Raw genomic sequence first — 18,017 nt, 5'->3', positions numbered from 1 at the left:
CACCTCGACCCGCGCGGGGTCGAGGGCGGCGCACGTCCGCAGCAGGGCCAGCTCCGCGCCGCCGAGCTGCGCGGTGTGGTCGAGGACGACCACCCGCACCGGCCGCGCGCCCGGCGTCACGGGGTCTCGGCGCCGACCGGCGTGCGGTCCTTCGCGGACCGGTCGGCCGCGTCGTCGTCCTCGTCCGTGCCGGCGTCGGCCTGGTCCGCCGGCTCCGTGTCGGGCTCGGTGCTCGCCGCGGGGGCCTCGGCTGCCGCCTCGTCCGCGCGCGCGGCGGCGTCGGTCGCCGCCTCCTCGGGTGCGGCGTGCTCGCCCGCGATCTCCTCGACCGCACCCTGCTCGCCGGACGCGTCGGCGCCGGCGTAGGCGTAGGTCGCGTCGTACGTCGCCTCGCGGCGCTCGGTCACCCCGTCGAGCGACAGGCCCAGCAGCGCGGCGTTCGCGGCACGGAGGCGCTCCGCGGACTCCTCGACCGCACCGATCGGGGTGTGGCCCAGCGTCACCGTGAGCAGCACGCCGTCGGCGTACGACCCGAGGATCGTCGCGTCGGCGGCGACCAGCATCGGCGGGGCGTCGATGATGACGACGTCGGCCGTGCTGCGCAGCTGCTCGACCAGGGCCCGCACCTCGGCGCTGGCCAGGAAGTCGGCCGGGTCCAGCTCGGTCTGCAGCGCCGGGTGCACGGACAGGTGCGGGATGGCGGTCGGCACCGCGGCGGTGCGCGGCCGGCCGGTGCGGCCGGTGCGGGCGGGCGCCTCGGCGGTGGCCGGCAGCAGCGCGTTGAGGCGCGGCTGGCGCAGGTCGCCCGACATCACGACGACGCTGCGGCCCGAGAGCGCCCAGGACGCGGCCAGGTTGGCGGCGACGAACGACCGGGGGGTCTCGACGTCGGCGGCGGTCACGACGATCACGGCGCTGCCGGAGTCGTTCTCGACCGCGGCCTGCAGGGCGGTGCGCAGCTCGCGGATGGACCGGGTGTACGCGGTCGCCTCGCGGCGGGCCACCGGCAGCGTGCCCTCGGTCTCCGAGGACTTCAGCGCGGCGGCGGTACCCGACAGGCGCGCGAGGACCGGTGCGCCGGCGCCGCGGCGGGCCTGGCCCGTGGTGCGGACCTTGGTGTCCAGGCCGCGGCGGACCACGGCCAGGCCGATGCCGACGAGCAGGCCGGCGAGCGCGGCGATCAGGTAGATCAGCGTCGCGGGGATGCTGACCAGCGTGCCGTGCACCGCGTTCTGCAGGATCGACGCGGGCGAGGCCAGGAGCTGCGCCTGCGTGAGCTGGCCCGACAGCGTCTGGTACTGGTCCATCGTGGTGGAGTACTGCGCCTCGAGCAGGCCGTCGACCGGGTCGACGACGGCGTTGGGGTTCGTCGCGACCGTGGCCGCGGCGGCGGCACGGCGGGCAGCCGTGATCGCCTGCTGCTGCTGGTCGATGCTCTCCGCGGTGGTGCTCAGCCGCTCCTGCATCGTCGCGAGGTCGTCGTCGAACTGCGCCTGCAGCGCGGCGACGTAGGCGGTCGCGATCGCGTTGGCGCGCTCGACGGTCGTCTCGGGGTCCGTGCCGGTCTCGGTGATGACCACGTTGGTCGGGCTGTCGGTCGCGTACTCGGCGGTCGTGCTGGCGGCCAGGCCCTCCGCGAGGTCGGGGTCGCCGAGCTCCTCGGCGGCCGCGGCGGTCACGCTGTCGCTCGTCGCGAGGCTGGGGTCGCTCTCGAGGCGGACGCCCGCGGCGGACAGCGTCTCGACGTCGACCAGCTGCACCGTGGCGGTGCTGGCGTACTGCGGCTCCTGGCGCGAGACGTAGAGCCACGCACCGCCCAGGGCGGCCAGGACGGACACCAGGACCAGCCACTTGCCGAACCACACGGTCCGGAACATGTCCTGCAGAGTCATCGGGGGCGCCTTTCGGTCGGGACGGGCTCAGGCCGGGGGACGCTGCCGGACCGCAGGACGGCGCGCTCGTCGCGCACGATCTCCTGCAGCCGGTCGACGAACCGCTCGGCGGCGAAGTCGTCGGCGTGCGCGGTCAGCACCGTGGGGTCCCACGTGCGGGCCAGCGCGCGCCCGGCGGCCTCGGCCACCAGGTCGGGGTCGGGGGCGTCGAAGAACTCCCCCGTGATGCCGTCGCGGACGGTGTCGAGGTAGCCGCCGTCACGGAGCACGACGGACGGCCGGCCGAACGCGGCCGCCTCCAGCGGGGACAGGCCGTAGTCCTCGTACGAGGCCGCGACCAGGGCGGCGCTGCTCCGGTAGAGCCAGCGCAGGCGCGCGTCGTCGACGCGGCCGACCAGGCGGACGCGCGGGAGGTCGCGCACCCGGTGCTCGAGCGCGGCGCGCTCCGGGCCGTCGCCGACCACGACCAGGCGCGTGCCGGGCATCCGCCGGACCGCCTCGACGACGACGTCCACGTTCTTGTACGGCAGCAGCCGCGCGACGCAGAGCAGGAAGCCCGGCTCGACTCCCTCGACCGCGGTCTCCGGCCCGCCCGGCAGCATGGCCGGCGGCGGCGGCAGGATCTCCGCCTCGATGCCGTAGACCTCGCGGATCGCCCGCGCGGTCACGGTGGAGTTGGCCAGGTACCGGTCCGCGGTCGCCGCGGCACGCCGGTCCCAGCGGCGCAGGCCGGGGGCCAGCAGCCCGAGGGCCCGCGCCGCGAGCCAGCGCGTCGCGCCACCGGGGGCCGAGTCGGAGCCTGCTCCACGGGCCGGGCCCAGGTAGCGGTCCGACTGGTAGAGCCAGCGGGCCGGGGCGTGGCAGTAGACCACCTTCCGGCCGGTCGTCGGGAAGCCGTGCGCCCACCCCGTGGAGGAGGCCAGCACGACGTCGGCCTCGATCGGCGTGGACCGCACCGCCGTCGCGAGGAACGGCAGGGCCAGCCGGTGGTGCCGGCGCAGCATGCCGAGGCGGTCGATGGGGCTGGTCCGCACGTCGAGCGGGCCGAACTCCGGGAAGGTGCTCCCGGGCTCGTAGAGCGTCGTGTAGAGGGGGGCGCCGGGGAACGCGTCCGCCATCACCAGGGCCACGCGCTCGGCGCCGCCCCGCTGCGTGGCGTAGTCGTGCGCCAGCGCCACCCCGTCAGCGACCGCCATGACCGCTCACGACGACGCGCACGGTCCGCCACATGATCATGAGGTCGAAGGCGATCGACCAGTTCTCGACGTAGCGCAGGTCCAGCTTGACCGCCTCCTCCCACGCGAGGTCGGCGCGGCCGCTGATCTGCCAGAGCCCCGTCAGGCCCGGCTTGACCAGCAGGCGCCGGCGGGCGGACTCGCGGTACTGGGCGACCTCGTGCGCCAGCGGCGGCCGCGGCCCGACCAGCGCCATCTCGCCGCGCACCACGTTGATGAGCTGCGGCAGCTCGTCGAGCGAGTGCTTGCGCAGGAAGTGCCCGATGCGGGTGATCCGCGGGTCGCGGTCCATCTTGAACAGCGGGCCGTCGGCCTGGTTCGCGGCGCGCAGCGCGGCCAGCCGCTCCTCGGCGTCCACCACCATGCTGCGGAACTTCAGCATGGAGAACTCGCGGCCCTCCTTGCCCACCCGGGTCTGCCGGAACAGGATCGGGCCGGGGCTGGTGACGCGGACGGCCAGCGCGATGACGGCCAGCAGCGGGGACAGCAGCAGCAGGGCGCCGAGCGCGAACGCCGTGTCGAACACCCGCTTGGTCACGATGCGGGACCGGCGGGACTCCGCCGCGTTGACGTGGATCAGCGACAGGCCGGCGGTCGGCTCCAGCGTCACCCGCGGGCCGAACACCTCGACGATGCCGGGCGCGACCACGAGCTCCGTGCTGGTCCGCTGCAGCGCCCACGACAGCCGGCGCAGCGCCTGGCCCGACAGCTCCGAGCCGGTCACGATGACGACGTCGAACTCGCCGTCGACGGCCACCTGCACCACGTCGGAGACCGTGCCGAGCACCGGGACGCCGAGCGGCGGGAGCGGCCCGTCGAACGACGGCACGCACACCCCCGCGATCTGGTACCCGAACTGCGGCAGGCCGCTGAGGTCGTCGACCACGTGCGTGATGGAGGAGGCGTCGCCCACGACCAGCGTGCGGCGCATCGCCTCGCCCGCGGCCCGGCGGCGGTGCAGCGCCCGCCGGGCGACGTGCCGCGCGGTGATCAGCACCAGCGCGACGCCCGGCAGCGCGATGAACACGATGGTCCGGGGCACGTCGACGTCCGCGCCGACCGCGAACACCGCGAGCGAGGCGGCGGTGAGGACCGCGCCGCGCAGGACGGCCTCGAACTCGACGTGGCCGTCGCCGATCACCTGCGTCTCGTAGCCGCGCTCGACCGCGATGAAGGCGACGAACAGCAGGCCGATCATCATGCCCCAGGACAGCTGGAGCAGCGTGACGCCGTGCATCAGGAACAGCAGCAGCGTGGGGATGAACGTCGCGAGGACCAGGTCCCGGGCCAGCGTCGCGGCCTGGTAGGTCGTGTGCTGGGTGCGCCAGCCGGACGGCGCCGCGGTGCCGCGGGGCTCGTAGAACGGACGGTCCGAAGCCCAGGACAACCGGGGGCCGCGGGCGGTGCGTCGGCGCTCGGCGCTGTCGTGCTCCGGCGGCGCCTCGGTACCCGGCGTCCCGACGGTGCGCTCCGCGGAGCGCGACACGTCGTGATCGTCGAGCAGGCTCATTTTGGGTCCCCCCGGGCTTGGTGTGACTTGAGGCTATATCAGCGGGTTTGCCCCAGTCCGCCCCATCTGTCCGTTTTCACCCCTTTCACACCCATATGGACGAGCGACGTCCTCCTGACGTGCACGAACACCTGCGGACGGCCCCGTCCGGGTGACCCCGCCCCCGACGCCCCCACCAGCGCCTACACCTCTGACCAGCACCGATACCCACCCCCGACCCGGAACCCCCTTCCGCCCCACCGCCCCCGGCCCCGTCCCCGGGCACGCCCCCGGGCACGCCAAGTGGAGAGCCTGTGCCCGACACGCGGCGGCGTGTCCGGCACAGCTCTCCACGTGGTGCAGCACCGCACGGGGTCGCCCTCGTGCGGGGTCGCCAGCAGGGTGGATGGTTCGGGCGGACACGCCGACGGCGTGTCCGTCCGAACCATCCACTGGTCACCCCGCCGGGGCGCGGCGGCGGCCGCCGGGGGGCGGTGCGGCTACGCGGTGCGGGTGTGGAAGCGGAGCTGCGCGCGCTCCAGGCCCTCGACGGCGAGCACCTCGACCGCGTCCGCGGCGGCGTCGAGCAGCCAGGGCAGGTCCTTCTGCTCCGGCTTGGCGAAGTCGCGCAGGACGAAGTCGGCCGCGTCCATCCGGCCGGGCGGGCGGCCGACGCCGACGCGCACCCGCAGGTAGTCCTTGGTGCCGAGCGCCTTGGTGGTGTCGCGCAGGCCGTTGTGCCCGCCCTCGCCGCCGCCGATCTTCAGCCGGATGTCCCCGAACGGGATGTCGAGCTCGTCGTGCACCATGACGACGCGCTCCGGCGGCACGTCGTAGTACCGCGCGAGCGCCGCGACGGGGCCGCCGGACGTGTTCATGTACGTCGACGGCTTGGCCAGCACGGCGCGCGGGCCGGGCGCACCCCCGGGCATGGTGCCGAGGCGCACCTCGGCCGTCGCCGCCTGGGGGCGGCGGGACAGCACGCCGCCCTTGGACGAGAAGGACGCGCCCGCGCGTCGGGCCAGCTCGTCGAGCACCATCTGCCCGACGTTGTGCCGGTTCCCCGCGTACTGCGGGCCGGGGTTCCCCAGCCCGACGACCAGCCAGCGCCCCTCGCTCATCGCGGCGCACTCCCTTCCTCGACATGCCGGACGCCCGGCACCGTTCGCACGGTACCGGGCGTCTCGACGTGGTCGGCGCGCGGGTGGCGCGCCGGGCGGGTCACTCCGCGGCGGCGGCCTCGGCGGCCTCGGCCTCGTCGGCGGCACGGTCCTCGGCGGAGACGGTCGGGACCGTGACGGTCACGATGACCTGGTCCGCGTCGCCCTCGAGCACGGAGCCCTGCGGCAGCGTGAGCTCGCCGGCGGTCAGCGCGGTGCCGGCCTCGAGGCCCTCGATGGAGATCTCGACGTGCGACGGCAGGTGCGTGGCCTCGGCCTCGAGCGACAGCGTCTGGGTCTCGACGATGTGGATGGTGCCGGGGGCGGACTCGCCGACGACGGTGACGGGCACCTCGACGGAGACCTTCTCGCCGCGGCGGACGATCAGCAGGTCGACGTGCTCGATGACGTTCTTGACCGGGTCGCGCTGGACGTCCTTGGCCAGGGCCAGGACGGGCTTGCCGTCGACCTGGATCTCGAAGAGCGCGTTCGCGGCGCCCTTGACGGCGAGCATGGTCTCGTGGCCCGGCAGGGCGACGTGGACCGGCTCGGTGCCGTGCCCGTACAGGACGGCGGGGATCTGGTGGGCGCGGCGCAGGCGGCGCGCGGCGCCCTTGCCGAACTCGGTGCGGGCGGTGGCGGCGAGCTTGATCTCGGACACGGTGGCTCCCAAATGGCATGCAGACGGTGGCGAAGGCGGTGGCCTCGACGCGGGGCGCTGGACGGGCACGCGGAGGCGTTCCACCCTGTCGATCACGGAGCGGATGGTCCAGGTGGTGCTCGCGGACCGTCCGACATCCCTCGCCGAGGCAACTGCCCCATGGTACCCGCGCCCGGCCCGGACCCGAAACCGCGAGGCGCGCCGCCCCGGTGCGGGGGCGACGGGCCTCGTCGGTCAGGCGGCGCGGGTCAGGACTGGCCGTCGAACAGGCTGGTCACGGAGCCGTCGTCGAACACCTCGCGGATCGCCCGCGCGATCAGCGGCGCGATCGAGAGCACGGTCAGGTTCTCGAACCGGTGCTCCTCGGGGATCGGCAGCGTGTCCGTGATGATGACCTCGCGGGCCCCGCACTGCTGCAGGCGGTCGGTCGCCGGGTCGGACAGCACGCCGTGGGTCGCGGCGACGATGACGTCCTTCGCGCCGGCCTCCATCAGGACGCGCACGGCGCCGGTGATGGTGCCCGCGGTGTCGATCAGGTCGTCGACCAGCACGCAGGTGCGGCCCTCGACGTCGCCGACGACGCGGTTGGCGACCGTCTTGTTCGGCTGCCGGATGTCGCGCGACTTGTGCACGAACGCCAGCGGGCCGCCGCCGAGCTTCTGCGCCCACAGCTCGGCGACGCGGATGCGGCCGGCGTCGGGCGACACGACGGTGACGTTGTGCACGTCGACGCGGGTCCGCACGTACTCGGTGAGGATCGGCATCGCCCACAGGTGGTCGACCGGGCCGTCGAAGAAGCCCTGGATCTGCGCGGCGTGCAGGTCGACGCTCATCAGGCGGTCGGCGCCGGCCGTCTTGAACAGGTCGGCCATCAGGCGGGCGGAGATCGGCTCGCGGCCGCGGTGCTTCTTGTCCTGGCGGGCGTACCCGTAGAACGGCGCAATCACCGTGATCGTCTTGGCCGAGGCGCGCTTGAGCGCGTCGACCATGAGGAACTGCTCCATCAGCCACTGGTTGATGGGCGCGGCGTGGCTCTGCAGGACGAACACGTCGGCGCCGCGCACGGACTCCGCGAACCGCACGTAGATCTCGCCGTTGGCGAAGTCGTAGGCCGTGGTCGGCAGGAGGTCGATGTCGAGGCTCTTGGCGACGGCGGCCGCCAGCTCGGGGTGCGCGCGCCCGGAGACCAGGACGAGCCGCTTCTCCCCGTCGTTCGAGACGATCCCGGTCATCGTGCGGTGTCCTCCGTGCTGGGCTGGGCGTCGGGCAGCGGGACCGGGTGGTCCGGCAGGGTCGGTGGCGGGGTGGAGAAGACCCCCGCGTCGGTCCCGCTCTGGCCGGCGCGCTCGCGCTCGGCGCGGGCCTGCGGGGAGAGGCCGTCGTGCTCGTCGCGGGCGCGGGCCGCGGCCTCGGCGGCGGGGGTCCCGGCGCGCGAGCGCTGCACCCAGCCCTCGATGTTCCGCTGGGCGCCGGCGCTGACGGCGAGGGCGCCCGGGGGCACGTCGTGCCGGATCACGCTGCCGGCGCCGGTGTACGCGCCGTCGCCGACCTCGACCGGCGCGACGAACATGTTGTCCGAGCCGGTGCGGGCGTAGGAGCCGATGGTGGTGCGGTGCTTGCGGACGCCGTCGTAGTTGACGAAGACGCTCGCCGCGCCGATGTTCGTCTCGACGCCGATGGTCGCGTCGCCGACGTAGGACAGGTGCGGCACCTTGGAGCCGGCGCCGATCTCGGCGTTCTTGGTCTCGACGAAGGTGCCGATCTTGCCGCGCTCGCCGAGCACGGTGCCCGGGCGCAGGTAGGCGAACGGGCCGACGGTCGCGTCCTCGCCGATGACGGCCAGCGAGCCGTGGGTGCGGACCACCGTCGCGCGGGCGTGCACCTCGACGTCCTGCAGCGTGGTGTCCGGGCCGACCGTCGCACCCGAGGCCACCGAGGTGGCGCCGAGCAGCTGGGTGCCGGGCAGCAGCGTCACGTCCGGCGCGAGGTCGACGTCCACGTCCACCCACGTCGTCGCCGGGTCCACGACCGTCACGCCCGCGCGCATCCAGTCGTCGAGCAGGCGGCGGTTCAGCTCGGCGCGGAGGACCGCGAGCTGCGCCCGGTCGTTGACGCCCTCGACGAGCACCGGGTCGTCGGTGCGCAGGGCGCGCACCCGGCCGCCGTCGCCGCGGGCGATCGCCAGCACGTCGGTCAGGTAGACCTCGCCCTGCGCGTTGTCGCGGCCCAGCCGGCCGAACGCCCCGCGCAGCACGGCGGCGTCGAACACGTAGACCGAGGAGTTGATCTCGGTGACCGCGCGCTGGGCGTCGGTCGCGTCCTTCTCCTCGACGATGCCGAGCACGTCGCCCGCGTCCGCGCCGTCGGTCGCCCGCAGGATGCGGCCGTAGCCGGTCGGGTCCGCGACCTCGGTGGTGAGCACGGTGACGGCGTTCCCGTCGGCGGCGTGCGCGGCGAGCAGCTCGCCGAGCGTCTCGCCGTCGAGCAGCGGGATGTCGCCGGCCAGCACCACGACGGCGCCCTCGACGAGCACGCCCGCGGCGGCGCCGGCCTCCCCCGGTCCGTCGCCCGCCGAGGCGGCCTCGGCCTGGGCGGCCGCGTCCAGCACGCTCAGCGCGCACTGCACGGCGCGGCCGGTGCCGGGGACGTCGTCCTGGTCCGCGACGAGCACCTGCGGCAGCAGCTCCCGGGCGTGGGCCGCGACGGCCTCGCGCTCGTGCCGGACGACAACGGCGGTCCGGCGCGGCTCGAGCGCCTGCGCGGCCGCGAGCGCGTGCCCGAGCATGGAGCGGCCCGCGAGGGTGTGCAGGACCTTGGGGGTGGCGGATCGCATCCGCGTGCCCTCGCCTGCGGCGAGGACGATGACCGCGGCGGGGCGGGGGGTGGTCACCTGTGGGTGCTCCCTGAGAGAGGTCTGCCCGGGCACCCATGGGGCGAACCGGGCGGGGACGTCGTGCGCTCACGCACTCTACCGCCGCGCGCGGCACCCGCCGTCGCGTCCGGAGCGCGTGCGGACCATCATGGGTGACGGCGCGGGCGCCGACCAGGTACCCGCCCGTCCCGCGAGGAGGCGACCGCGATGGCAGCGGCGAGCGCGACCGGCCCGGCCCGTCCCCGGGTCGTGCAGACGGTCCTGGACACCACCGACCCCCGAGGCCTGGCCGAGTTCTACCGGGAGCTGCTGGGCCTCGACTACCGACCGGGCGACGAGCCGCCGGCGGCGGGCGAGCCCGATCCCAACGGCGAGGACTGGCTGGTCCTGCAGGGCGAGGGCCGGTGGCCGCTGGCGTTCCAGAAGGTGCCCGAGATCACGCCGCCCACCTGGCCCGACCCCGCGGTGCCGCAGCAGCTGCACCTGGACATGACCGTGCCGGACGGCGACACCCTCGACGCGTGGCACGAGCGGGTGCTGTCCCTGGGGGCGACGCTGCTGTTCGACCGGAGGGACGACCCCGACGAGCCGTTGCGCGTGTACGCCGACCCGTCGGGGCACCCCTTCTGCATCTTCGTGGGCTGAGTTCCGGGTCACGTCGCGGACGTGACCCGCACCGCCGCGAGCACGGGCACGGCCACGCCCACCAGGACCACGACGAGCACCAGCGCGCCGTACACGGCGGCGTCGAGCGCCGGGAGCGCCCGCCCGAGCAGGCCGTACCCGGCCCCCACGAGCGCGGGGAGCACGCACGCCGTCCCGACGACGACCGCGGTGACCGTCGTGAGGACGGACTCCGCCGCCACCGTCGCGAGCACCTGCCGGCGCGTCGCGCCCGTCCGGCGCAGCAGCGCGAGCTCCGCCCGGCGTGTGCTGACGAGCATGCCGAGGGTGTTGGCCGCGGCGAGCGCGACGAACGCCAGCAGGACGGCGAGCAGCATCCCCGACAGCGTCTGCTCGGCCGCGGCGCCGTCCCGGACCGCCGCGGCGTACCCGGGGACGTCGGTGGCGGTGAGGCCCGGCGACCCCAGTGCGGCGACTGCGGCGCGGACGTCGGCGGCCGGCCCGTCGACCGCGAGGAACGCGGTGTCCGCCGCCGGCGCCGTGCCCGCCAGGCCGGCCGAACCGTCGCCCACCAGGTAGTCGCCGAACCCGAGCCCCCGCTCGTAGACGGCGACGACCGTGAGGGTCACCGGGTCCCCGTCGGCGAGGCGCACCTCGACCGGCGCGCCCACCCGGGCGGAGCCGTCGAGCACCGTGTCGGTGCTGACGGCCACGGTGCGGTCGCCGTCCAGGTCGTCGAGCGTGCCCGAGCGCACGTCCGGGTCCAGCAGCCCGGGGTCGCCCGCCAGCGTCCGCAGCGCGACCGGCTCCCAGCTCAGCGCGTCGAGGAACGGCAGCTCCTCGTCGTCCTGGTCCGTCCGCACCTCGACCGGCAACGTTCCGGTGGTCGCCGTGGCCGCCACCCCGGGCAGCGCCTCGACCGCCCGCAGCTCGTCGCCGGTCAGGCCGGCCGGCGCGCGGACGACGACGTCGGCCGCGACCCCGTCCCGCACCTGCTGCTCCGCGGCCGAGCCGAGGGCGACGTCGAACCCCGACTGCACCGTCCCGAGCGCGAGCAGCAGCGCCAGCGGGACGACCGCGCTGGTCAGGCGGCGGGAGAACCCGCGGGTGTTGAGCAGCGCCAGGGTCGCCACGGGGCGGCGGCGCAGGACGGGGAGCGCGAGGGCGCGCCGGGCCGTGCCCGCGACCAGCACCGGGCCCGCGAGCGCCACCGCGACGAGCAGCAGGATGGCGGACACCGCGCCGGTGGCGCTGCCCAGCGCGCCCGGCACGACGAACGGCACGCCGGCGGCCAGCAGCCCCGCGACCGTCAGCACCGCCGCGGTCGTGGTGCGGCCCCGTCCGAGCGCGGCGGGCTCGACCGTCGTGCGCTGCATCGCCGCCGTCGGGCTGGTCCGCGCGCTCGCCCGGCCGGCCGACCGCGCGGCCAGCACCGCGGTCGGCAGCAGGAGCGCGAGGGTGCCGACCACGGGCCAGGGCGAGAGGGCCACGGCGAAGCCGTCCGGCACGACGCCGGCGGCCGTGAGCGCGCCCGTCAGCCCGGGGGCCAGCAGCAGTCCCGGCACCACCCCGAACGGCGCGGCGACGGCGAACACGAGCAGCACCTCGGCGGTGACCAGCTGCCGCACCTGCCGCCCGGTCGCGCCGACGGCGCGCAGCAGCGCGAGCTCCCGGGCGCGGTGCCGCAGCGCGGCGGCGAACGTCGAGGCGGCGATGAGCAGCACGACCAGCACCGCCGTGCCGGCGAACGACGACGCCACCGTCAGCAGCAGCGGGCCGGCCGGGCCCGCGCCGGCCCGCGCACCCGCCTCGATCCACACGCCGGTCGCGGTGAGCAGCGCCGCCGCGAGGACGACCACCAGCGCGCTGCCGGCCAGGCTCCCGCGGTGCGCGCGGACCGCCGAGCGCGCCATCGGCCACACGGCGCTCATCGGCCGAGCTCCGTCATCCGCGCCGCGACCTGCTCGGTCGTCGGGTCCTCGATGCTGCCCGCCAGGTCGCCGTCGGCGAGGAAGAGCACCCGGTCCGCGGCCGCCGCGACCTGGGCGTCGTGGGTCACCAGCACGACGGTCTGCTCCAGCGTCGACGCCGTCGACCGCAGCACCTCGAGCACCTGCGCGCCGGTGTGCGAGTCGAGCGCCCCGGTCGGCTCGTCGGCGAACACGACCGCGGGCCGGGTCACCAGGGCGCGGGCGATCGCCACGCGCTGCGCCTGCCCGCCGGAGAGCTCCGCCGGGAGCCGGTCGTCCATGCCCTCGAGCCCGAGCGAGGCCATGAGGTACCGCCGCAGGTGCGCGTCGGGCTGCGCGCCGCCGAGCAGGAGCGGCAGCGCGACGTTCTCCGCCACCGTGAGGTGCCCGACCAGGTTGTAGGCCTGGAACACGAACCCGATCCGGTCGCGGCGGAACCGCGTCACCGCGTCGGGCGCCAGACCGGTCAGGTCCGTCCCGCCGACGACGACCCGGCCGCTGGTGGGGACGTCGAGCCCGGCGGCGCAGTGCAGCAGCGTCGACTTGCCGGAGCCCGACGGCCCCATGACCGCCGTGAACGACCCCGGTGCGAAGCCGAGCGACACCGAGCGCAGCGCGGTGACCGTGCCCAGCCCGTTCGGGTAGGTCTTGGTGACGTCCGCGAGCTGCACGGCCGGTGCGGTGCGCTGCTGGACGGGCGGGGCGGAGGTCATGGCGGTGCTCCTGTCGGTGGGGAGACGGCGTCGATCCGTCTGCCTGCCACGCTAGGAACGGCGGGAGGTCCCCCTCCAGCGGCCCGGGTCGGAACTCCGGGCTTGCATCCTCCGGTGCAACCGGGGGTCCTCGGGGACGATCCCGGAGCCGTCGCTCAGGCCCCGTCCGGGACCGCGACGACCCGGTTCTGGTAGGCCCAGACGACCACCTGCAGCCGCGAGCGCACGCCGAGCTTCGGCATCATCCGGGCCAGGTGCGACTTCACCGTGGCGACCTCGACGCCGAGCGCCGCCCCGATCTCGTCGTTCGACATGCCCTGCGCCAGCAGCAGGAGGATCTCCCGCTCCCGGCCGGTGAGCAGGTCCGCGGCCCGGTGCAGGGCGACGGGCTGCAGCCGCCGGCGCGCGGCGAACTCGCGCAGCACGCGGTGCGTCAGGGTCTGGTCGAGGGTGCCCCGGCCCGCGGCGACCTGCCGCACGGCCGCGACGATCGCGTCCGGCTCCGCGTCCTTGAGCAGGAAGCCGGACACGCCCGCCTCCAGCGCCCCGAACACGTACTCGTCGAGGTCGAACGTGGTCAGCACCAGGACCGGCACGGGGTGCTCGACGCCCGGCCCGCACAGCTCACGCGCCGCGCTCAGGCCGTCGCGCCCCGGCATCCGCACGTCCAGGCACACGACGTCGGGGGCCAGCGACCGGGCGAGCGCGACCGCCTCGTCGCCGTCGGCCGCCGTGCCCACCACGTCGATGTCGGGCTCGAGCCCGAGCAGGGCCGACAGGCCGGTGCGGACGAGCGGCTGGTCGTCGGCGACGAGCACCCGGATCCGGGCACCGTCGCCCGCGGACGGCGGGGAGGCAGGCACCGGTCCAGCGTAGAGAGCCGGGACCGGACCGGTGCCCGGTCACCCGACGTCTCGGGCTCCGCCCCCAGGATTCGAACCCGGACCTCGAGGCACCAAAGGCCTGTGTGCTGCCGTTACACCAGGGCGGACCGCGGACGACCGGCGTGCGCCGGGCTCCGCGTCGCACGCCAGTCTGCCAGGCGGTGAGCCGTAGCCGCCGGGACGCCCCGGCGCCCGGGACCGATCGCCCTTGCGGCGCCGCGCCTGCGAGGATGGCCCGATGAGCACCGAGCCCCGGCGTGCGCCGCGGACCACCCGCGCCCGCATGACGGCGACGCAGCGGCGGGAGCAGCTGCTGGTCGTCAGCCGCCGGCTGTTCGCCGAGAAGGGCTTCGAGCAGACGTCCGTCGAGGAGATCGCCGCCCGCGCCGAGGTGTCCAAGCCCGTGGTCTACGAGCACTTCGGGGGCAAGGAGGGCATCTACGCGGTCGTCGTCGACCGGGAGATCCAGGCCCTGACGTCGGCCCTGTCGGGGGCGCTCGACGAGGGCGGCCACCCGAAGGTGATGGTCGAGCGGTCGGCGCTGGCGCTGCTCGGGTACATCGAGGAGTCGGAGGACGGCTTCCGGATCCTGGTGCGGGACTCCCCGGTGGCGCAGGCGACGGGGACGTTCTCGAGCCTGATCGGCGACGTGGCGACGCAGGTCGAGCACCTGCTGGCGGAGCAGTTCAAGCGGCAGCACCTGGACCCGCGCACGGCGCCCATCTACGCGCAGATGCTGGTCGGCATGGTGGCGCTCACCGGCCAGCACTGGCTGGACGCCCGCAGCCCGAAGAAGGCCGACGTCGCGGCGGCGCTGGTCAACCTCGCGTGGAACGGCCTGTCGGGCATGGAGCGCCGTCCTCAGCTCTCGACGCCGCCCGCGCCGCGCCGCCGCATGCCCCGCACCTCCGGGGACGTCCCGGAGCCGGACGCCCCGGTCGAGTAGCCTCGCCCGCATGTCGGCAGCCGCTCCCTCCGCGCACTCCGGCGCGCCGGAGCCCCGCGACGAGGTCGACCGCATCGTCGAGGCCTGGGCCCGCGAGCGCCCGGACCTGGACGTGGCGCCGCTGTCGGTGCTGTCCCGCGTGACGCGGCTGTCCCGGCACCTCGACCTGGCGCGCCGGCAGGCGTTCGCCCGGCACGGGCTGGAGCCGTGGGAGTTCGACGTGCTGTCCGCGCTGCGCCGCGCGGGTGCGCCGTACCGGCTGTCGCCGGGCGCGCTGCTCACGCAGACCCTGGTGACCAGCGGGACCATGACCAACCGGATCGACCGCCTGGCGTCGCGGGCGCTGGTCGAGCGGCTGCCGTCGCCGGACGACCGCCGCGGCGTGCTGGTCAGCCTGACCGACGAGGGCCGTACGCGCGTCGACGCGGCGATGTCGACGCTGCTGGAGGTCGAGCGCGGCCTGCTCGCCGCGCTGCCGCCGGACGACCGCGACCGCCTCGCGGACCTGCTGCGCGCGCTGGTCTCCCCGTTCGACACCCCCTGACGCGCACCGACGTGGCACGTCCCGCCTGCACCGACGTGGCGTCGCGCGGGCGGGACGTGCCGTCCCGGCGTCAGGCGGCCCGGGTGAGCGCCTCCGACAGCCTGACGCGGCGGCCCGTGCGGAGCACGGAGCGGGAGTAGATCCGCGCGCCGATGGCGGTGACGACGACCGCCGAGACCGCGAGGATCACGAGCGACAGGATCGGCTCCCACCAGGCCGCCTCGCCGAGGAACAGCCGCACCGGCATCCCGACCGGGGCGCTGAACGGCACGTACGACATGATCGTCAGCACCAGGTCGTTGTCGTTGAACAGGATGACGCCGAAGTACGGGATCATCACGAGCATCATCACCGGGGTCAGCACCGGGCCGGTGTCCTCGACGCGGGAGACGAGCGACGCCGCGGACGCGAACAGCGCCGCGAGCAGCACGAACCCGACCAGGAAGAACAGCACGAACCACGCGACCGGCGCCCCGACCAGCCCCAGCAGGTCGTCCTGCCCGGTGACCACGAGCCCGACGACGGCGACCGCCGCGATGGCCGCGATCTGCCCGACGGCCAGCACGGTGTTGCCGAGGATCTTGCCGCCGAGCAGCGCCCGCGGCGGGACGGTGGACAGCAGGATCTCGACGATGCGCGACTGCTTCTCCTGCACGGTGTTCTGCGCGATGGTGCTGCCGAACGTCATGGCGGCCATGAAGAACGCCAGGCCGAACACCAGCGACACGAGGTACCGCAGGCCGTCGGAGGTGCCGGAGTCGTCGAGCAGCTCGACGGGCGGCGTCACCGCGAGGGCGCTGAGCACGCCGTCGGGCGCGGAGTCCAGGCCCACCACGACCACGCCGAGCGGGTTGTCCGCGGCGTCGTCGGGCAGGACCGCGGCCGACACCTCCTCGGACTCGACCAGCGCGCGGGCCTCGTCGGCGTCCGCGGCGTCGACCGCCTCGAGGCCGTCGACGTCGGCGATCACGGAGGCCGTCGCCGGGACGACCGCCACCTTGGTGTCGCCGCCGCCGAGCCGGTCGCCCAGCAGCGACGACAGCACGATGCCGCCGAGCACCAGGACCAGCAGCACGGCCGTCGAGATGAGGAAGGACTTGCTGCGGACCTGCGTCATGATCTCGCGCTCGGCGATCATGAGCGTGCTCTGCACGGAGCTCGGCGTCGCGGGGCGGGTACGAGCGGCGCCCGGACCCGCGGGGCGCGGCTCGGGGGTGTTCGACACCATGGGCGTGCGGGGGCTCATCGGACCGTCTCCTTCGCCCGCGCGCCGGCGGCGGCGGTCTCCTCGTCGTGGCGCTCCTCGTCGCGGACGATGTCGCGGAAGATCTCCGCGAGCCGCGGCCGCACCGGGGCGAACTGGCTGACCGGCGCCGCGTCGAGCGCCGCGCGCAGCACCCGCTGCGCGGTGGCCTCGTCGGACTCGAACAGCGCGTAGCCGCCGTCGAACTCGACGACCTGCACGCCCGGCTCGGTGCGCAGCCAGCCCATGTCGCCGCCGGAGGTGATCTCGTAGCGAGGCTCGGCGTACCGCCGGCGCAGCGCCTCCTTCTCCCCCGCGGCACGGATCTTCCCGCCGGCGATGACGACGACGTCGTCGCAGAGCCGCTCGACGACGTCGAGCTGGTGCGAGGAGAACAGCACCGGCACCCCGCGGGAGGCGTGCTCCTGCAGCACGCCGAGCACGACGTCGACGGCCATCGGGTCGAGGCCCGAGAACGGCTCGTCGAGGATCAGCACCTCGGGGTCGTGCACCAGCGCGGCGGCGATCTGCGCGCGCTGCTGGTTGCCGAGCGACAGGTCGTCGACCGGGCTGTCCAGGCGCTCGCCGAGCCCGAGCTTCTCGAGCAGCTCCCGGGCCCGCTCGGTCGCGACGCGGCGGTCGTAGCCGTGCAGCCGCGCGAGGTACGCGATCTGCTCGAGCACCTTCATCTTGGGGTAGAGCCCGCGCTCCTCCGGCATGTAGCCGAAGCCGCGGCGCTGGTCGTCGCCGAGCGGCCGGCCGTCGAGCGTGAGGGTGCCGGCGTCCCGCGTGAGCACCCCGAGGATGATCCGCATGGTCGTCGTCTTGCCGGCGCCGTTCCCGCCGACGAACCCGGTGAGCTTGCCGCGCTCCACCGAGAAGCCGACGTCGTCGAGCACCAGGCGGTCCCCGAAGGACCGCTGGATGCCGTCGAGCTGGAGCATGTCGTCTCCCGTTGCTGACCTGGTCGGACCGGTGCGTCCGCTGGTGTCAACGCTAGGAGCAGGAGCGCCGGCGCGCCTCGGCCGCCGGGCGGAACTTCGCGGGCCGTGCCGGCTCCACCTCGCGGCGGAGGCCGCCCGCCCTCAGTCGGTCAGGCCGTGCTCGTAGGCGTAGACGACCGCCTGCACCCGGTCCCGCAGGCCGAGCTTGGTCAGCACGTTGGACACGTGGGTCTTGACGGTCGCGCGGCCCAGCACCAGCTCCGCGGCGATCTCGTCGTTGCTCAGCCCGCGCGCGACCAGGCGCAGCACCTCGAGCTCGCGCTCGGTCAGGCCCGCACCCGCACGCGCGCCGGGCACGGGCACGCCGCTCCGTCCCGGGGCGGAGCCCGCCGTCATGGCGCGGGCGATCACCGCACGCGTCACCTCGGGCGACAGGAGCGCGTCCCCGGCGGCGACGGCGCGCACGGCGTCGGCCAGCTGCTCGGGGCGGGAGTTCTTCAGCAGGAACCCCGCCGCCCCCGCCTGCAGCGACTCCAGCAGGTAGTCGTCCCGGTTGAACGTGGTGAGCACCAGCACGCCCGCGGTGACGGCGGGGTCGGCCACGATCCGGCGGGTGGCCTCGAGACCGTCCATGTCCGGCATCTGCACGTCCATGCAGACGACGTCCGGCTGCAGCGCCCGCGCCAGCTCGACGGCCTCGCGGCCCGTGCCGGCCTGCCCGACGACCTCGATGCCGGGCGACGCGCCGAGGATCGTCGCGAGCCCGGCGCGCAGCAGCGCCTGGTCGTCGGCGAGCAGCACCCGCACCGGTCGGTCCGGGCCGGTGCCCGCCTGCATGTC

16 protein-coding genes and 1 tRNA gene are annotated in these 18,017 nt (G+C 75.2%); 3 read left to right on the top strand and 14 right to left on the bottom strand.

Annotated elements, in window-relative coordinates; all coding sequences use genetic code 11:
- Positions 1 to 116 precede the first annotated feature (116 nt).
- The 7 genes from ACWPWW_RS15130 to glmU form a co-directional block, all read right to left on the bottom strand.
- Complete coding sequence (locus ACWPWW_RS15130) at positions 117 to 1,892, bottom strand: Wzz/FepE/Etk N-terminal domain-containing protein (RefSeq protein WP_454051170.1); 1,776 nt, start codon at positions 1,890 to 1,892, stop codon at positions 117 to 119.
- Positions 1,889 to 3,088 (bottom strand): glycosyltransferase, encoded by a 1,200-nt coding sequence (locus ACWPWW_RS15125; protein ID WP_454051169.1) that lies wholly within the window; start codon positions 3,086 to 3,088, stop codon positions 1,889 to 1,891. The genes ACWPWW_RS15130 and ACWPWW_RS15125 overlap by 4 nt, the downstream gene beginning before the upstream one ends.
- Positions 3,075 to 4,637 carry a sugar transferase gene (locus ACWPWW_RS15120; protein ID WP_454051168.1) on the bottom strand — a complete coding sequence of 521 codons (1,563 nt, stop codon included), beginning with the start codon at positions 4,635 to 4,637 and terminating at the stop codon, positions 3,075 to 3,077. The genes ACWPWW_RS15125 and ACWPWW_RS15120 overlap by 14 nt, the downstream gene beginning before the upstream one ends.
- A gap of 479 nt (positions 4,638 to 5,116) precedes the next feature.
- Positions 5,117 to 5,737, bottom strand: a complete 621-nt coding sequence (pth, locus tag ACWPWW_RS15115; protein WP_454051167.1) for an aminoacyl-tRNA hydrolase — start codon at positions 5,735 to 5,737, stop codon at positions 5,117 to 5,119.
- 100 nt (positions 5,738 to 5,837) lie between these two features.
- On the bottom strand, positions 5,838 to 6,437 hold the full coding sequence (locus ACWPWW_RS15110; RefSeq protein WP_454051166.1) for a 50S ribosomal protein L25/general stress protein Ctc: 600 nt from the start codon (positions 6,435 to 6,437) through the stop codon (positions 5,838 to 5,840).
- Positions 6,438 to 6,685: 248 nt separating this feature from the next.
- The gene (locus ACWPWW_RS15105) at positions 6,686 to 7,669 is read right to left on the bottom strand and encodes a ribose-phosphate diphosphokinase (protein ID WP_454051165.1); all 984 of its coding nucleotides are present in this window, start codon (positions 7,667 to 7,669) and stop codon (positions 6,686 to 6,688) included.
- Positions 7,666 to 9,327: a bifunctional UDP-N-acetylglucosamine diphosphorylase/glucosamine-1-phosphate N-acetyltransferase GlmU gene (gene glmU / locus ACWPWW_RS15100; protein ID WP_454051164.1), complete on the bottom strand. Its 1,662-nt coding sequence runs from the start codon at positions 9,325 to 9,327 to the stop codon at positions 7,666 to 7,668. The genes ACWPWW_RS15105 and glmU overlap by 4 nt, the downstream gene beginning before the upstream one ends.
- A 189-nt stretch (positions 9,328 to 9,516) precedes the next feature.
- Between glmU and ACWPWW_RS15095 the strand changes: the two genes are divergently transcribed.
- Positions 9,517 to 9,954, top strand: a complete 438-nt coding sequence (locus tag ACWPWW_RS15095) for a VOC family protein (protein ID WP_454051163.1) — start codon at positions 9,517 to 9,519, stop codon at positions 9,952 to 9,954.
- A gap of 8 nt (positions 9,955 to 9,962) precedes the next feature.
- On the opposite strand, the gene ACWPWW_RS15090 is transcribed toward ACWPWW_RS15095, so the two are convergent.
- The 4 genes from ACWPWW_RS15090 to ACWPWW_RS15075 all read right to left on the bottom strand — a co-directional run bounded on the left by ACWPWW_RS15090 (position 9,963) and on the right by ACWPWW_RS15075 (position 13,607).
- Positions 9,963 to 11,864, bottom strand: coding sequence for an FtsX-like permease family protein (locus ACWPWW_RS15090; protein ID WP_454051162.1), 1,902 nt, complete (start codon positions 11,862 to 11,864; stop codon positions 9,963 to 9,965).
- On the bottom strand, positions 11,861 to 12,616 hold the full coding sequence (locus ACWPWW_RS15085) for an ABC transporter ATP-binding protein (protein ID WP_454051161.1): 756 nt from the start codon (positions 12,614 to 12,616) through the stop codon (positions 11,861 to 11,863). The genes ACWPWW_RS15090 and ACWPWW_RS15085 overlap by 4 nt, the downstream gene beginning before the upstream one ends.
- A gap of 155 nt (positions 12,617 to 12,771) precedes the next feature.
- A complete protein-coding gene (locus tag ACWPWW_RS15080) occupies positions 12,772 to 13,479 on the bottom strand; it encodes a response regulator (protein WP_454051160.1) in 708 nt (235 codons plus the stop codon).
- A 56-nt stretch (positions 13,480 to 13,535) separates the two neighbouring features.
- Positions 13,536 to 13,607 (bottom strand) — tRNA-Gln (locus tag ACWPWW_RS15075).
- Positions 13,608 to 13,783: 176 nt separating this feature from the next.
- On the opposite strand from ACWPWW_RS15075, the gene ACWPWW_RS15070 reads away from it, so the two are divergent.
- Both ACWPWW_RS15070 and ACWPWW_RS15065 read left to right on the top strand, forming a co-directional pair.
- Positions 13,784 to 14,446 (top strand): TetR/AcrR family transcriptional regulator, encoded by a 663-nt coding sequence (locus ACWPWW_RS15070; RefSeq protein WP_454051838.1) that lies wholly within the window; start codon positions 13,784 to 13,786, stop codon positions 14,444 to 14,446.
- Positions 14,447 to 14,456: 10 nt separating this feature from the next.
- On the top strand, positions 14,457 to 14,990 hold the full coding sequence (locus ACWPWW_RS15065) for a MarR family winged helix-turn-helix transcriptional regulator (protein ID WP_454051159.1): 534 nt from the start codon (positions 14,457 to 14,459) through the stop codon (positions 14,988 to 14,990).
- Positions 14,991 to 15,060: 70 nt separating this feature from the next.
- Here the strand turns inward: ACWPWW_RS15065 and ACWPWW_RS15060 are convergent, their stop codons facing one another.
- The 3 genes from ACWPWW_RS15060 to ACWPWW_RS15050 form a co-directional block, all read right to left on the bottom strand.
- A complete protein-coding gene (locus tag ACWPWW_RS15060) occupies positions 15,061 to 16,218 on the bottom strand; it encodes an ABC transporter permease (protein WP_454051837.1) in 1,158 nt (385 codons plus the stop codon).
- 14 nt (positions 16,219 to 16,232) lie between these two features.
- Positions 16,233 to 17,177, bottom strand: a complete 945-nt coding sequence (locus ACWPWW_RS15055; RefSeq protein ID WP_454051158.1) for an ABC transporter ATP-binding protein — start codon at positions 17,175 to 17,177, stop codon at positions 16,233 to 16,235.
- A gap of 141 nt (positions 17,178 to 17,318) precedes the next feature.
- Positions 17,319 to 18,014 carry a response regulator gene (locus tag ACWPWW_RS15050; protein WP_454051836.1) on the bottom strand — a complete coding sequence of 232 codons (696 nt, stop codon included), beginning with the start codon at positions 18,012 to 18,014 and terminating at the stop codon, positions 17,319 to 17,321.
- Positions 18,015 to 18,017 lie beyond the last annotated feature (3 nt).

Source organism: Cellulomonas sp. Marseille-Q8402, assembly GCF_965119525.1.
Note: the sequence above shows the minus strand (reverse complement) of the source record. Positions and strands in the feature narration are given on the sequence as shown.

Bases quoted from the DNA above. Each gene is read 5' to 3' on its own strand.
- ACWPWW_RS15130 (WP_454051170.1), bottom strand. From the start codon at position 1,892: ATGACTCTGCAGGACATGTTCCGGACCGTGTGGTTCGGCAAGTGGCTG.
- ACWPWW_RS15125 (WP_454051169.1), bottom strand. From the start codon at position 3,088: ATGGCGGTCGCTGACGGGGTGGCGCTGGCGCACGACTACGCCACGCAG.
- ACWPWW_RS15120 (WP_454051168.1), bottom strand. From the start codon at position 4,637: ATGAGCCTGCTCGACGATCACGACGTGTCGCGCTCCGCGGAGCGCACC.
- pth (WP_454051167.1), bottom strand. From the start codon at position 5,737: ATGAGCGAGGGGCGCTGGCTGGTCGTCGGGCTGGGGAACCCCGGCCCG.
- ACWPWW_RS15105 (WP_454051165.1), bottom strand. From the start codon at position 7,669: ATGACCGGGATCGTCTCGAACGACGGGGAGAAGCGGCTCGTCCTGGTC.
- ACWPWW_RS15095 (WP_454051163.1), top strand. From the start codon at position 9,517: ATGGCAGCGGCGAGCGCGACCGGCCCGGCCCGTCCCCGGGTCGTGCAG.
- ACWPWW_RS15090 (WP_454051162.1), bottom strand. From the start codon at position 11,864: ATGAGCGCCGTGTGGCCGATGGCGCGCTCGGCGGTCCGCGCGCACCGC.
- ACWPWW_RS15085 (WP_454051161.1), bottom strand. From the start codon at position 12,616: ATGACCTCCGCCCCGCCCGTCCAGCAGCGCACCGCACCGGCCGTGCAG.
- ACWPWW_RS15070 (WP_454051838.1), top strand. From the start codon at position 13,784: ATGACGGCGACGCAGCGGCGGGAGCAGCTGCTGGTCGTCAGCCGCCGG.
- ACWPWW_RS15065 (WP_454051159.1), top strand. From the start codon at position 14,457: ATGTCGGCAGCCGCTCCCTCCGCGCACTCCGGCGCGCCGGAGCCCCGC.
- ACWPWW_RS15060 (WP_454051837.1), bottom strand. From the start codon at position 16,218: ATGGTGTCGAACACCCCCGAGCCGCGCCCCGCGGGTCCGGGCGCCGCT.
- ACWPWW_RS15055 (WP_454051158.1), bottom strand. From the start codon at position 17,177: ATGCTCCAGCTCGACGGCATCCAGCGGTCCTTCGGGGACCGCCTGGTG.
- ACWPWW_RS15050 (WP_454051836.1), bottom strand. From the start codon at position 18,014: ATGCAGGCGGGCACCGGCCCGGACCGACCGGTGCGGGTGCTGCTCGCC.